At 63.3% G+C, this 13,856-nt stretch carries 11 protein-coding genes; 6 read left to right on the top strand and 5 right to left on the bottom strand.

The window, feature by feature from the left end; all coding sequences use genetic code 11:
* Positions 1-258 precede the first annotated feature (258 nt).
* The 5 genes from AC04SI_RS20715 to AC04SI_RS20695 all read left to right on the top strand — a co-directional run bounded on the left by AC04SI_RS20715 (position 259) and on the right by AC04SI_RS20695 (position 6,786).
* Positions 259-1,308 (top strand): LacI family DNA-binding transcriptional regulator, encoded by a 1,050-nt coding sequence (locus tag AC04SI_RS20715; RefSeq protein WP_488474800.1) that lies wholly within the window; start codon positions 259-261, stop codon positions 1,306-1,308.
* A 73-nt stretch (positions 1,309-1,381) separates the two neighbouring features.
* Positions 1,382-2,623 (top strand): ABC transporter substrate-binding protein, encoded by a 1,242-nt coding sequence (locus AC04SI_RS20710; RefSeq protein WP_488474799.1) that lies wholly within the window; start codon positions 1,382-1,384, stop codon positions 2,621-2,623.
* 347 nt (positions 2,624-2,970) lie between these two features.
* Positions 2,971-3,897, top strand: coding sequence for a carbohydrate ABC transporter permease (locus tag AC04SI_RS20705; RefSeq protein WP_404275890.1), 927 nt, complete (start codon positions 2,971-2,973; stop codon positions 3,895-3,897).
* The gene (locus AC04SI_RS20700; RefSeq protein WP_006205735.1) at positions 3,897-4,754 is read left to right on the top strand and encodes a carbohydrate ABC transporter permease; all 858 of its coding nucleotides are present in this window, start codon (positions 3,897-3,899) and stop codon (positions 4,752-4,754) included. Before AC04SI_RS20705 ends, AC04SI_RS20700 begins: the two co-directional genes overlap by 1 nt.
* Before the next feature lie 28 nt (positions 4,755-4,782).
* Positions 4,783-6,786, top strand: a complete 2,004-nt coding sequence (locus AC04SI_RS20695) for a glycoside hydrolase family 127 protein (RefSeq protein WP_488474798.1) — start codon at positions 4,783-4,785, stop codon at positions 6,784-6,786.
* A gap of 9 nt (positions 6,787-6,795) precedes the next feature.
* Here the strand turns inward: AC04SI_RS20695 and AC04SI_RS20690 are convergent, their stop codons facing one another.
* From AC04SI_RS20690 to AC04SI_RS20675, 4 genes are all read right to left on the bottom strand, one after another.
* The gene (locus AC04SI_RS20690) at positions 6,796-7,596 is read right to left on the bottom strand and encodes an endonuclease/exonuclease/phosphatase family protein (RefSeq protein WP_404275888.1); all 801 of its coding nucleotides are present in this window, start codon (positions 7,594-7,596) and stop codon (positions 6,796-6,798) included.
* Between the two features lie 37 nt (positions 7,597-7,633).
* Positions 7,634-9,094 carry a phospholipase D-like domain-containing protein gene (locus tag AC04SI_RS20685; RefSeq protein ID WP_404275886.1) on the bottom strand — a complete coding sequence of 487 codons (1,461 nt, stop codon included), beginning with the start codon at positions 9,092-9,094 and terminating at the stop codon, positions 7,634-7,636.
* A gap of 81 nt (positions 9,095-9,175) precedes the next feature.
* On the bottom strand, positions 9,176-9,967 hold the full coding sequence (locus AC04SI_RS20680) for a DUF1194 domain-containing protein (RefSeq protein ID WP_404275885.1): 792 nt from the start codon (positions 9,965-9,967) through the stop codon (positions 9,176-9,178).
* Positions 9,968-10,021: 54 nt separating this feature from the next.
* Complete coding sequence (locus tag AC04SI_RS20675; RefSeq protein WP_488474819.1) at positions 10,022-11,014, bottom strand: DMT family transporter; 993 nt, start codon at positions 11,012-11,014, stop codon at positions 10,022-10,024.
* A 161-nt stretch (positions 11,015-11,175) separates the two neighbouring features.
* Between AC04SI_RS20675 and AC04SI_RS20670 the strand changes: the two genes are divergently transcribed.
* Positions 11,176-13,149 (top strand): BTAD domain-containing putative transcriptional regulator, encoded by a 1,974-nt coding sequence (locus tag AC04SI_RS20670; protein WP_404275883.1) that lies wholly within the window; start codon positions 11,176-11,178, stop codon positions 13,147-13,149.
* 91 nt (positions 13,150-13,240) lie between these two features.
* On the opposite strand, the gene efp is transcribed toward AC04SI_RS20670, so the two are convergent.
* Positions 13,241-13,810, bottom strand: a complete 570-nt coding sequence (gene efp / locus AC04SI_RS20665; protein WP_404275882.1) for an elongation factor P — start codon at positions 13,808-13,810, stop codon at positions 13,241-13,243.
* Between the last annotated feature and the right edge of the window lie 46 nt (positions 13,811-13,856).

The raw sequence follows: 13,856 nt of genomic DNA, 5'->3' as shown, positions 1-13,856 counted from the left end.
CTCTACTATGGTCCCCAGCGATGGCTGCTTTCAGGCAGTGGCGAAGCTGACCTCTACGGCCGCCATCAGGCGCGAAGCGGTCGTCTCGGACACGCCCATACCCAAGTTATCCCCCTTGCCATCCCCAAATCCTTCCCCTAATCTCCCTCTGAGAAAACCTTTTCCCAAATCACCCCGCATCCGCTGACCTCACCAATCAGCACCTCGCAGGGCGATAAGAGAAAACCTTTTCCCAACTAAGGGAATTCGCCACCCACCATGTCCTCCGACGCCTCGCCAGCGCCCGCCAAGACACCGGTCACCTTGCGTCAGGTGGCCGCGTCCGCCGGCGTCAGCGTCGCGACCGCGTCGAAGGCGCTGAACGGGCAGGGGCGGATGACGGCCGAGACGCGCGAGCGTATTCGCGAGACGGCGCAGCGGCTGGGTTTTCGGCCGAACAGCCTGGCGCAGAGCCTGTTGCGCCGGCGCTCCTTCACCGTCGGGCTGCTCACCAACGATACCTATGGCCGCTTCTCGCTGCCGCTGATGTCCGGCGTTTCCGATGCGCTGGTCGATGCCGGCGTCTCGGTGTTCCTGTGCAATGTCGAGGACGACATGCGGCTCGCCCAGTTGCATGTCGAGGCCATGCTCGACAAGCGCGTCGACGGCATCATCGCCACCGGCAAGCGCATCGACCGCCATCTCCCGGTCGATCTCGCCAATCTGCGCATTCCGGTGATCTATGCCTTCACCCAGCCCGATCCCGACGCCGTCGGCTTCGAATCCGACGATGCCGGCGGCGCGCGGCTGGCGGTCGAGCATTTCTGCCGGCTGGGGCGCAGGCGCATTGCGCATGTCACCGGTCCGGCGAGCTTCGCCGTGGTGCATGAGCGTGCCCGGGCCTATCGCGAGGTGCTTGCCGAGCACGGCCTGCCGGTTGCCGAGCCGCTGCTCGGCGCCTGGTCGGAAGCATGGGGACATGAGGCGGTGGCAAAACTGTTCGACGGCAAGGCGGGCGGGGCAGGGACGCCAGACGCCGTCTTTTGCGGCAACGACCAGATCGCGCGCGGCGTCATCGATGCGCTGCGCGAGCGCGGCATAGGCGTGCCCGACGATGTCGGCGTCATCGGCTTCGACAATTGGGAGATCGTGGCCGAGGCAACGCGCCCGCCGCTGACCTCGGTCGACATGAACCTTTCAGCCCTTGGCCGCGAGGCCGGGCTCGCTCTGCTTTCGCTCGTCGGCGGCCAGGTGGCCGCGCCGGGCATCAGGAAACTGCCGTGCCGGCTGGTGGTGCGTCAGTCATGCGGCCGTCCACCGGGCGGCTGAGACAGGCCGCTGCTTGCCCCGTGAACCGGGCGGCGCGGCCGAACAGGGAGAAGAACCTATGAGGAGGAAGACCATGAAGACCATGATAGCCGGGCTCGCTCTTGCCGCGAGCATCTTTGCCTTGCCCGCAATGGCCGCCGACACCGCCAACATCTGGGTTCGCGCCGACGGCTCGAACTTCATGCCGCGCATCGTCGATGCCTTCAACAAGGCGCATGAGAACCAGATCAAGCTCGACATCATCCCCAATGCCGAGATCATCCCGAAATATGGCGCAGCGGCCGCCGGCGGCACCGCGCCCGACGCGCTGTCGCTCGACCTGATTTACACGCCGGCTTTTTCCGCCGCCGGCCAGTTGGAAGACATCACTGACTGGGCGAAGTCGCTGCCTTATTTCGCCAGCCTGTCGCCGGCCCATGTCAAGACCGGCACCTACAAGGGCCGCATCTACGGCCTGCCGTTCTCGGCCGACAGCTCGGTGCTGATCTGGAACAAAAAACTGTTCAAGCAGGCCGGGCTCGATCCCGAAAAGGGCCCGACCAACTGGGCCGAGATCGAAGCCGACGCCGAAAAGGTCAACGCGCTCGGCGGCGACATCAAGGGCTTCTATTTCTCCGGCAATTGCGGCGGCTGCAACATCTTCACCTTCACGCCGCTGATCTGGGCCTCGGGCGGCGATATCCTGAGCGAAGATGGCTCCAAGGCGACGCTGGACAGTCCGCAGCTGCGCGGCGCCATCGACCTCTACCGCTCGATGGTCAAGAAGGACCTGGTGCCGGCCGGCGCGCAGACCGACACCGGCTCCAATTTCTTTGCCGCCTTTGCCGCCGGCAATATCGGCATCACGCCGTCGGGCGCCTTCGCCATCGGCGCTTTGAACACGCAGTACCCGAATGTCGATTATGGCGTCACCTTCCTGCCGGGCAAGGATGGCGGCTGGTCGTCCTTTGCCGGCGGCGACAATTTCGTCGTCACCAAGGGCACCAAGAAACTCGCCGTGGTGAAGGAGTTTCTGGACTTCGCCTATTCGCTGGAAGGCCAGACCATTTTGGCGAAATACGGCAGCCTGCCGGTGCGCGGCGACATCGCCAAGGAGGCGCTCAAGGATCTCGATCCGCGCTACCAGATCGCCGCCGAAGCCATGGCCAAGGGCCGCACGCCCTATACGGTGGTGTTCAACGATCTGATCAACTCCGCCAACGGCCCGTGGACGCAGATGGTCAACGAGGTCTTCTTCGGCGACGATGTCGACGGCGCGATTTCGAACGCGCAGGAGACCATGCAGTCGATCATCGACCAGGCGCCGCAGAAATAAGGACTGGCTGGACGGCAGGGTGGCGCAACGCCCTGCCGTCCAAGGTCCTGACCCGGCCGCCCGCCCCGTCTCCCTGGCCGGGCGGCCGGACATCGCATCGCTAACGGTAGGATTGTCGCGTTGAGGAAGCTTACTTGCATTGCCGGCTCGAGGCGCCGCGCGGTTCGCCCTTCCTTCTCCCCTTGTGGGAGAAGGTGGCCGAGCGAAGCTCGGTCGGATGAGGGGTGCTCCAGCTTGGCGATACGTTCGAAATCGCCGCCGCCTCATTCCTTCCAGCACCCCTCATCCGTCTCGGCGCTGCGCGCCGATCCACCTTCTCCCACAGGGGGAGAAGGGAAGGCCCAGCCATGACCACCATCACCGCAACCTCCGCTCCAGCCCGCCCCAGGAAACTGGTCGGCGCCGGGCGTCGGCAATGGGTCGGCCTGCTCTATGTCGCGCCGGCGGTGGCGCTGGTCGTGGTGTTCTTCATCATCCCGCTCGGCATGACGGCGTGGATGTCGCTGCACAACTGGCCGCTGATGGGCGAGCACAGCTTCATCGGCCTTGCCAATTACTGGGCGATCCTGCGCGACACCAGGTTCTGGAACGCGCTGCGCTTCACCGGCTGGTACACGCTGGTGGTGACGATCGCGATCTTCGCGGTTGCCTTTCCGCTGGCGCTGTTCATCGAGCGTCCGCGGCGGCTCACCGGGTTCTACCGCACGTCCTTCTTCATGCCGGCCGTCATCGGCTTCGCTTCGGCGAGCCTGCTCTGGTCGTGGCTCTTGAATGTCGATTCCGGCCTGTTCAGCCCGGCCGCCTTCGACCTCGGCCTGACCGCAAAGAAGGTCAACCTTCTGGCCACCTTCCAGCCGGCCTTCTGGTCGATCATCGCCATGGTCGTGTGGAAGGTGGCGGGCTTCACAATGATCATCCTGATGACCGGCCTGCAGTCGATCCCGACCGACTTGCAGGAGGCGGCGATGATCGACGGGGCAGGGGCGTTCGCCCGCTTCCGGGCGATCACGCTGCCGCTGATGCGCCGCACGCTGGCACTGGCGCTGATCCTGTCGGTCGCAGGATCCATCCTCGCCTTCGACCAGTTCTACATCATCCTGCGCGGCGGCCCGCGCAACCAGACGCTGACCGCCGTCTACTGGATCTTCAACCAGTCGTTCGTCTCGTTCAAGCTGGGCTATGGCGCGGCACTGTCGATGATCCTGCTCGCCATCCTGGTCGCGCTCAGCACGATCCAGCTCTGGCTGCTGCGCAAACCCGAGGGGGTCGACTGATGGCGCAGGCACGCAGCCGCAGCAGCCGCTTGCGCCTCGGCATCGCCGAGCACGCCACCGGCATGATCGCCTCGGTGCTGTTCCTGGCGCCGATCGTCTGGACCGTGCTGTCGGCCTTCAAGCCCTCGCAGGAGGCGCGCCTGCCGCCGCTGCCGCCCTGGCCGACGACAGGCTTCTCGGTCGAGAACTACGGCACGCTCAACACCTTCGGCGACGGGCTCTGGCTGCCGGCGCAAAACAGCATCTATGTCTCGGTGATGACGGTGGTGTTCTCCGTCATCGTCAGCGTGCTCGCCGGCTACGGCTTCTCGCGCTTCCGCTTTCCGTTCAAGGACCTGCTCTTCGTCGTCATCCTGTCGACGATCATGATCCCGTTCCAGTCGATCCTGACGCCGATCTTTCTGGTGCTGACCAAGATCGGCCTGCACAACACGCTGACCGGGCTGGTCTGCGTCTATGTCACGCTGCAGCTGCCGTTCTCGATCTTCATGATGCGCAATGCCTTCGACGCGGTGCCGCGCGAGATCGAGGAAGCCGCGCGCATGGACGGCGCCAACAACGTCACCATGCTGATCAGGGTGATGCTGCCGCTGGTCTGGCCGGGCATCGTCACCATCGCGCTGTTCGCCTTCCTCGGCGCCTGGAACGAATTCCTGGCGGCCCTGGTGCTGATGACCGACCAGTCGAAATTTACGCTGCCGATCATGATGACGGCGCTGCAGTCCGGCCGCTTCGGCGCCATCGACTGGGGCGCGGTGCAGGCGGGCGTCACCGTGATGATGGTGCCGTGCCTGATCCTCTTCCTCTTGCTGCAGCGCTTCTACATCCGCGGCCTGATGGCAGGGGCCGTGAAATGACCAATCGCATTCGAACGGAGTTGAATTGATGACCGCAACGCAATCCGCCAAACAACCCGCCAGCAAGACCGTCACCTCGGGCAAGCCGATGCTCGCCTTCCGGCCGCTGCCGGTGCCGCAGGTCGATGTGCGCGGCTTCTGGGGCGACCGCGTCGATGCGGTGGCCTCGCGCACCGCCGACATCCTCTACGAGCGCTGCGTTGCCGCGCGCATGCTGGAGCAGATCGACCCCGACCGGCCATCGCCGGGTGTCGTCATCCCGTTCCACTCGCCGTCGCCCGACGAAGTCTCCTTCACCGGCAACGAGTTCACCGGCTCGACGGTGACCACCCAGATGTTCTGGGATTCCGATTGGGGCAAGACGATCGAGACCGCGGCCTACTCGCTCTACCGCCGCCGCAACGATGCGCTGGAGGCCAAGATCGACACCGTCATCGACATGTACGGCAAACTGCAGCAGCCCGACGGCTATCTGTCGAGCTGGTATCAGCGCATCCAGCCGGGCTTGCGCTGGACCAATTTGCGCGACTGCCACGAACTCTATTGCGCCGGTCATCTGATCGAGGGCGCCGTCGCCTATTATCAGGCCACGGGCAAGCGCAAGCTGCTCGACATCATGTGCCGCTATGTCGACCACATCGCCGACACCTTCGGTCCCGAGCCCGGCAAGAAGAAGGGCTATTGCGGCCATGAGGAGATCGAGCTGGCGCTGGTCAAGCTTTCGCGGGTCACCGGCGAGCAAAAGTACATGGATCTGGCAAAGTACTTCATCGACCAGCGTGGACAGCAGCCGCATTATTTCGACGAGGAGGCGCGCGCCCGCGGCGCCGACCCGAAGGCCTATCATTTCAAGACCTACGAATACAACCAGTCGCACAGGCCGGTGCGCGAGCAGGACAAGGTCGTCGGCCACGCGGTGCGGGCGATGTACCTTTTCTCCGGCATGGCCGATATCGCCACCGAATATGGCGACGACACGCTCAGGGTGGCGCTTGATCGTCTGTGGGACGACCTGACCACCAAGAACCTCTACATCACCGGCGGTATCGGGCCGTCGGCGCACAATGAGGGTTTTACCGCCGACTATGATCTCCCCAACGAGACCGCCTATGCCGAGACCTGCGCCTCGGTCGGGCTGGTGTTCTGGGCGAGCCGCATGCTCGGCATGGGGCCCAACGCGCGCTACGCCGACATGATGGAGCGGGCGCTCTACAACGGCTCGATCTCCGGCCTGTCGCTCGACGGCTCGCTGTTCTTCTACGAAAACCCGCTGGAAAGCCGCGGCAGGCACAACCGCTGGAAATGGCACCGCTGCCCGTGCTGCCCGCCCAATATCGGCCGCATGGTCGCTTCGATCGGCAGCTATTTCTACGGCCTCTCGGACGATGCCTTGGCCGTCCACCTCTATGGCGACTCGACCACCCGCTTCGAGATCAAGGGAGGGCAGGTCGAGCTCGTCCAGACCAGCAACTATCCCTGGGATGGCGCCGTCTCGATCCGCGTCGAGCCGGCGGCGCCGGTCGAGTTTACGCTTCACCTGCGCGTACCGTCCTGGTGCCGCAAGGCGGCGCTCAGGGTCAATGGCGCCGCTGTTGATCTGGGGAGCGTGACCAGGGACGGCTATGCCGCGATCCAGCGCGAATGGCAGCGCGGCGATCGCGTCGAGCTCGAGCTCGACATGTCGATCGCCCGGCTCTTCGCCAACCCCGAAGTTCGCCAGGATATCGGCCGCGTCGCACTTGCCCGCGGTCCGCTGATCTACTGCGTCGAGGCGACCGACAATGCCGGCCAGCTGCACCGCATCACCTTGCCGCGCACGGCCGAGATCGAGGCGCATACCGAGCCAAACGTGCTAGGCGGTGTCGTGACGCTTTCGGCCACCGGCAGCAGGGAGGCGGCCGAGAACTGGGACAGCGGCCTCTACCGCACCGATGCGCCTGCCGTGGAGGAGACAAAGCTTACGGCGGTTCCCTACTACGCCTGGGACAATCGCGAGCCCGGCGAGATGCTGGTCTGGCTGCGGGACGGATGAGGCGCTGCGTTAGAGGTGCACGAAAGCCGTAAGCGGCAGATGATCGGAGGCGACCCGTGACAGCGGCGTGTCATGGGCTTCCACCGACGAGATCATCCCGTGCCGGTTTGCCATGATCCGGTCGAGCGCGAGCAGCGGCAGGCTCGATGGAAAGGTGGGAACCGCCGGCGGCGACGGCCCGAAAGTCGTATGCAGCGTGTTCAGCGCGGAACGGTTGCCGAGCCGCCATTCGTTGAGGTCGCCGAGCAGCAGCGTCGGCTTTTCGTCCGGGCTGTTCATGATATCGAGCACGACGCGCGCCTGTTCGGAGCGTGAGCGGCGCAGCAAGCCGAGATGCGCGGCGATGACACGCAGCGTCCGTTTTTCGTCCATGTCGATTTCGGCTACCAGCGCCCCGCGCGGCTCGAGCCCCGGCAGCTTTATCTGGTGGACATCGCGAACCGTGCCGCGCTTGAACAAAAGGACGTTGCCGTGCCAGCCGTGCCCCTTGCCGTTTCCGGACACCGGCACGGGCACCAGGCCGGTCTCCATTTCGAGACGCCCAAGATCGAGAAGCCCGGCGCGGTCGCCGAAACGGTTGTCGGCCTCCTGCAGCGCCATGACATCAGGGCAGATTTCCCGGATGACGCGGACAATTCGTTCGGGGTCGAATTTTCTGTCGACGCCAACGCATTTGTGGACGTTGTAGGATGCGACCAGCGCACTGGCGCCGTCCACAGGCTCGCGCGGCTCGGTCCTCGTCGTCCGGGATTTTCGGCGGCGAATGGACAGGAGCATGTTCTCGGGAAGGCTGCGGCCGGTTCTCTTCATCGTGTCTGCTGCTCGTCTTCCCCAGATATAGGTCCGGCTAGAGATAAGGCGATCCCAACCACAGCACCCGGTCGAACAGGCGAACGATGAATGGCCGGGCCTTCAAGGCGTCGAGCGTCACTTGTGTCGCGGATTGAATTGCCGATCCGATACGCGCGTCGATCTCGGCGGCAAAGCCTGCATCCAGAACCTCCATGTCGATCTCGAAGTTCAGCCTGAGCGACCGGGCGTCGAGGTTGGAGGAACCTATATAGGCCCACACCCCATCGACCGACAGCAACTTCGAATGATCGAACGCCCCCGCGTGGCGCCACACGCGGCAATAGTGCTTCAGCACCTGGTCGAACTGCGCCGTCATGGCGCGGTCGACGAGGAAGAGGTTGTTCACCGCTGGCACGACGATGTCGATCTCGACGCCGCGCCGGGCTGCCGTGGTCAGCGCGCTGATCAGTTCCCGGTCCGGCAGGAAATAGGGCGACATGATGCGGATCGATTTGCGGGCGACGGAAAATGCCCCCATCAGCAATTTGTGGTTCGTCTCGATACTGGCATCCGGCCCCGACGCCACCGCCCGCACCAGCATAGGCTGATCGGGAGGCGGCAAGGGTTTTTCCACATGCCATGTCTCGCCCTTCAGCGCCTCGTTGCCGGCAAAACGCCAATCCTCGGCGGCAACCGAAAAGAGGTCGGCCACGACCGGTCCGGTGACCTGGAAATGCGTATCCCCAGCGCTGGTGGAACCCGCGAATTCGGCTGAGAATCCCTTTCGGATGTTCATGCCTCCCGTGAATGCCACCATGCCGTCGACAACCAGGATTTTCCTGTGCGTTCTCAGATTGGCATAGGGAAGTCGCAGGCCCATGACGATGTTGCCATTGAAGAGATCGACGGTGACGTTGGCCTCTCGCAGGAGCTTCAGGATGCTGGGGACCGAGTAGCGCACACCAACGGCATCGATCAACACGCGAACGCTGACGCCCCTGCGGACCGCTCCGGCCAGCGAGTCGACGAAAAGCCGCCCGACATCGTCATTGTCGAAGATGTAGGTCTCGAGAAGGATGCTGCGTTGCGCATCGTCGATCGCCCGGCACATCACGGCATAGGCTTCGTCACCGGTCTTCAAGATCGTGATTGTGTTTCCCGACGTCAGGGCGCGCCGCGCCACTCTGTCGCCCAATGTCTTCAGTCCGGCGAAACGCTGGCCGTAGCGCTCGAAGATCAGCTCTTCGCTGGCGATGTCGCGCTCGCGCTCTGCAGTTGCCGTCTCACCGGCGGTCGGCCGCTGCGCGCTGATCGTTGCACGACGGATACGGTTTATGCCGGCTACGGTGTAGATGATCGCGCCGAGGAATGGCGACAGCAGCATAACGCCCACCCAGCCGGTTGCCGCGCGCACGTCTTCCTTTGTCATGATGGCATGAGCGATGCCGACGGCCGCCATCGCCACCGAAATGATCAAGATAAGCTGAGGCCAGTGACTCACTATGGTCTGCAACATCGGCAGGACTATTGAGCGAGCGGCCTCAGAAGGCAATGCAGCGGATCAAATCCGGCTGCTGGGGCCGATGAGGGAGTAGGCTTAGTCTTGCATATGCGGAACCACGGGTGTGATGAGTCCCCATCCACTTGTGGCGGCAGGGGCTGCGTTCATGCTTACTTCCGTCACCAGCTTCCGGCGAAGGGCCTTGATGTAGTCGTTTGGCCCCGTCGGCGATATGACGAAGGCTTGGGAGCCGCCAATGACCGATCGGGCAAAGTAGGATGCCAACGGTTGCTCCGGGTTCTCGCCTTCCGTTGGAATGGCGATTGCATTGATCGTGTATCCCTTGGTGATGGCGTTCAGCCTGCTCGGCTGAACCGGAAGCCCGTCGTTGTTCTCGCCATTGGAAGAGATGTCGATCACTTTCTTCATCGCGTTTCCAGGAAACTGATCGAGCAGGAGACTTCCGACGTCGATGGCCGAGGAAACCGATGTTCCGCCTCGGCCTCTGCGGGTATAGCCGGTATCGCCCTTCTTGCTGATCACCGCCGCCGCTGCCTTGGCATCTTCGAGCCCGCAGATCCTTGTCCACGGCAGCACAATGCGCGTGTGCCCGGGGCTCGACCATTCAAAATAGGCCACCCCGATGCAGCCAAGATAATTTCGGGTGATGGCGGCAATGATCTCGGGCGAAGTAAGTGCCGCGGCATGTCCCTCGCGCTGCAGGTCGGCAATCTTCGGGTCAATCGAGGACGAGAAATCGACGGCGAACACGATCGCCACATCGACATTGGAGGCATGTGCCGGCAGCCCCCCAAACATCGACGCCGCAAGCAACGTTGCCAGTCTCAGGAATGAGGGACCGGCTTCCTCGGACACACGTTCGAACATGGTACTCTCCATTTCAACAACGGGCTGTTTTTCGAGGTGGTCAATGCACGGCAATCAAGACGAGCGCAGCGAGGAAGGGTCTCGGTAAGGAGCATGGCGTGCCTCCTCTTGACCGGGATTGGCGGCGGCGAAGGCTGGCACCGGAGCGTCGAATGGTTGAATCGGATCGGTCTGCAGGGGCGCACGTGCCTGCGGCGTTCGGTTCGACATTGCGACCGACAGGATCGCGCCGAGAATGATCGCGCCCCCCAATGCGCCTGCTGGCGAGGTCTGCTCCCCGAGGAAGATCGCCGCGCCTAGCGCGCCGAAGACGCTTTCGGCACTGACGATCACGGCGGCATGGCTGGCCGAGGTGTAGCGCAGGGCGACAATCTGTATGCCGAAAGCAAATGCGGTGGAGAATATACCGAGGACCGCCAGTTCCGGGCCGGCTGCAAATGCAGCGGCCATCGACAAATTGCCGTGCATTGCCCCGAGCGGCAGGGCGAAGGCGGCGGCGCCGAGGAACTGTGTCGCCGCGGCGGTGAATGGCCGCCCGTGGGTCTGCATATGCTGGCCAAGCTCGACCGTCCAGAGCGCATAACAGGCAGCCGACAGGACAGCGGTGAGATCGCCAGCGCTGAAACCGGCGATCCCGCCGGACAAGAGCAGGGCACCGACTACGGTCAATCCGGCGGCGAATGTCAGACTGGCTGTCGGACGTTCGCCGATAAGTAGCCACGCAGCCAGCGGCGTCATCACCGTTGCCGTGCTTATCAGAAAGCTTGCATTCGTGACGGTGGCGCCGAGATAGCAAAGCTGCTGAAGCATGATGGAGATGGCAAACAGCGCCCCCACTCTGGCCAGGCTGGCAAGATGGCCCGCCCCGACCGGCAGTCGCCTTTCAGTCAGGACAAAGGGCAGCACAAGCAGCCCGCCGATCAGGCAGCGCAGACCAACGGCACTCAGCGCATCGAGGTGGTCGAGCACCGTCTTTTGCGCGACATTTCCGAAGCCCCACAAGGCGGCGGCAAACAGGAGCAGCAAATTGGCTCTAAGCTTTGACATCCGCCGCCCCCTCGGGCCAAAGCCTGCCGCAGGCTCAGTCACCCCTAATTCAGCGAAGTCTAATCGACCGACCGTCACGAGAGCGCTTGAGGCGCGGCTCTACTGTTTGCGAAGCGTTAGTTTTGAGTTAGAATTTCGTCACGAGGGAAGCTGTTAAGCAAATGCAAGATGCGGATGGCGTCACTGCAAGTAGAATCTCGCTTTTCGGCGGTTTCCGGATTGAAAAGGAGGCTGTCGGCCCACTCTGGCTGACCGGGAAGCGAGGCCCCGCGATCATTGCCTATCTGGCCCGCTGTCCGGGTATGTCGGCGACAAGGGAAAGGCTTGCTGACCTGCTATGGGGCGATAGCGATAGCGAGCACTCACGCAACAGCCTGCGGCAAACCCTCAGCGTCCTGCGCCGGGATTTGTCACGAGCGGGGGTGGATCTCATTCATTCCCGCAAGGAGTTGATCGGCCTCAGGCCGGATGCGGTTCGCGTCGACGTCGGGGAGTTCGAATCCGGCCTCTCAGCCCGTTCCGCACCGGAACTCGAGACTGCTCTGGCGCTTTGCACCGGGCCATTTCTCGATGGCTTTTACCTGGGAAGCAACGCTTTCGATGAATGGGCGGCATCGGAACGCGAAAGACTTTTGAGCCGCGCGCTGGAGTCGATGGAAAAGCTTGCCCGGCTGGTGGACGCTGAAAGCGGACTGGCCGTGGCTGATCGAATTCTGGCCATGGAGCCGACGCGGGAGGAAGCCTATCGGCTGAAGATGGAACTGCTGGTCGCGTGCGGCCAACGTGACAAGGCGTCGCGAACATTCGAGGCTTGCAGAAGCATCCTGAAAAAGGAGTTTGGTGTCGACGTCAGCCCCGAGACGCGGGCGCTTTGGCAGTCTCTCTCTGCTGCCGACGTCTCATCAGGCCAGCAATCGGTCAATGGTGCTCCGGCCGTTCAGCACACCGGGCGTCCGTCCATCAGCGTCGCCGACTTCGTCAATCTGACCGGAGAGCGAGGCGACGATTTCTTCGCCAAGGGCCTCGTTCATGACATCACCACGGCGCTTTCGGAGGTGGCCAGCTACATCGTCATCTCAGGGCTATCGCCGCTCGAGAAGAGTGGCGAGGAATCCAGGGCGTCGGCTCCAAGGGCCCGTTACATGCTCAGCGGCAGTGTCCAGAGATCCGGGGACGAACTGAGGGTGAACGTCCAACTTGTCGACGCTGCCGGTGGTCACAATGTCTGGGCCCAAAAATTCGACGGTCACTTCGAGAATGCCCTCGCGTTCCAGGACAGGATCGCTCAATCGGTTGTGCTGGCCGTGATCCTCGAACTTCAACTGACCAACTGGAAAGTGCGCGACAAGAGCCCGCCCGGCCCGCCCGAAGTGCGCAGGTTGGTGAACGAAGCGCTCATGAAGTATTTCGAGATGACTCGAGACTCACTCCTGGCCGGGATAGAGCTCGCCGAGAAGGCACTTTCGCTTAGCCCCGACAATGCCCGTGCCAAGCGGACGCTCTCGATCTTGATCTCCATGGGCGTGGCTTTTGGCGCGTTGTCTCGGGAGCAGGGTCAAATCGAGCATGCGCTGGCACTTGCGGAAGATGCGGTGAGGGCGGTGCCGGACGACGAGATTGCCCGGTGCATCCTGTCTTTTGCTCTCGAAAGCGCCGGCCGTATCGACGAGGCGATCGCCGAATGCCGGCATGCGATTAGTCTCAACCCAAGCTATCCCAGCGGCCACGGTGATATTTCGATGCTCTTCGCCTTGCGCGGTCAGCTCAGCGAAGCCGTGCGCGAGGCCAACGAGGCGATCCGGCTCGGAACGCATGACGTCATCGACTTCTGGCGTCACCACGGCCTGGTTGTGGCGCTGTTCGCCGCTGGTGACGATCGGCGGGCGCTCGAAGTCGCCCGCAAGGTGGTCAGGACCAAGCCGGGCTTCGTTCGTGGCGCCCTTTATTGGGCCGCGGCCGCGTCGGCGACCGGTAACAACGAAGAGGCTTCCCGGGCCATCCATCATTGCCTGTCACAGCTTCCACATCTCAATCTGGGCAATGTCTGCCCTGGCTTTTTGCCGCGCTATATGAAGGACCATCATCACTCCCGGCTGCTTGAAATGCTGTCGAGAGCAGGTCTTCCGAGTTCCTAAATCCTCCAAGTGCAGCCGGTCGTGCCGACGCGCATTGGCTCGAATGAATGAGCGTCATCGAGAATTCATCGGGGGAGGGAGGCCTCGCGCCTCAGTCCTTGGCGCGCTCCACATAGGCACCGTCGGCCGTCATCACCACAACGCGTGTACCGGCGCTGATGTGCGGCGGCACCGCCGTGCGCACGCCGTTGGAGAGCATGGCGGGCTTGTAGGACGAGGAGGCCGTCTGGCCCTTGGTCACCGGTTCGGTCTCGACCACCTCGAAGGTGGCGCGCTGCGGCAGCACCAGCGAGATCGCGATGCCGTTGAACTGCGAGACCTGCACCGGCATGCCTTCCTGCAGATAGGGTGCGGCGTCGCCGACCACGCCCTCCGACACCGCCACCTGGTCGTAGGTTTCCGGGTTCATGAAATGATAGCCTTCGCCGTCGGCGTAAAGGAAGGTGTGCTCGCGCTCCTCGACATAGGCGCGCTCGACCTGCTCGGTGGTCCGGTAGCGCTCGGAAACCTTTACCCCGTCGCCGATGCGGCGCATGTCGAGCTGGGTCACGGGCGTACCCTTGCCAGGGTGGATGTTTTCGGCAAAGAGGATCACATAGAGCTTGCCGTCCTTATCGACGACGTTGCCTTTGCGTAGGGAACTGGCGATGACCTTCACCACGGGGAACAATCCTAAAGTTTGTTGGCCTGAAAGAGCCGATTGGCAC

The sequence above is a fragment of the Mesorhizobium sp. CNPSo 4689 genome, from assembly GCF_057784325.1.
This window is presented reverse-complemented; position numbering and strand designations above follow the sequence as displayed.

Coding starts and splice junctions, on each gene's coding strand:
- AC04SI_RS20715 (WP_488474800.1), top strand. CDS start 259: ATGTCCTCCGACGCCTCGCCAGCGCCCGCCAAGACACCGGTCACCTTG.
- AC04SI_RS20710 (WP_488474799.1), top strand. CDS start 1,382: ATGAAGACCATGATAGCCGGGCTCGCTCTTGCCGCGAGCATCTTTGCC.
- AC04SI_RS20705 (WP_404275890.1), top strand. CDS start 2,971: ATGACCACCATCACCGCAACCTCCGCTCCAGCCCGCCCCAGGAAACTG.
- AC04SI_RS20700 (WP_006205735.1), top strand. CDS start 3,897: ATGGCGCAGGCACGCAGCCGCAGCAGCCGCTTGCGCCTCGGCATCGCC.
- AC04SI_RS20695 (WP_488474798.1), top strand. CDS start 4,783: ATGACCGCAACGCAATCCGCCAAACAACCCGCCAGCAAGACCGTCACC.
- AC04SI_RS20690 (WP_404275888.1), bottom strand. CDS start 7,596: ATGAAGAGAACCGGCCGCAGCCTTCCCGAGAACATGCTCCTGTCCATT.
- AC04SI_RS20685 (WP_404275886.1), bottom strand. CDS start 9,094: ATGTTGCAGACCATAGTGAGTCACTGGCCTCAGCTTATCTTGATCATT.
- AC04SI_RS20680 (WP_404275885.1), bottom strand. CDS start 9,967: ATGTTCGAACGTGTGTCCGAGGAAGCCGGTCCCTCATTCCTGAGACTG.
- AC04SI_RS20675 (WP_488474819.1), bottom strand. CDS start 11,014: ATGTCAAAGCTTAGAGCCAATTTGCTGCTCCTGTTTGCCGCCGCCTTG.
- AC04SI_RS20670 (WP_404275883.1), top strand. CDS start 11,176: ATGCAAGATGCGGATGGCGTCACTGCAAGTAGAATCTCGCTTTTCGGC.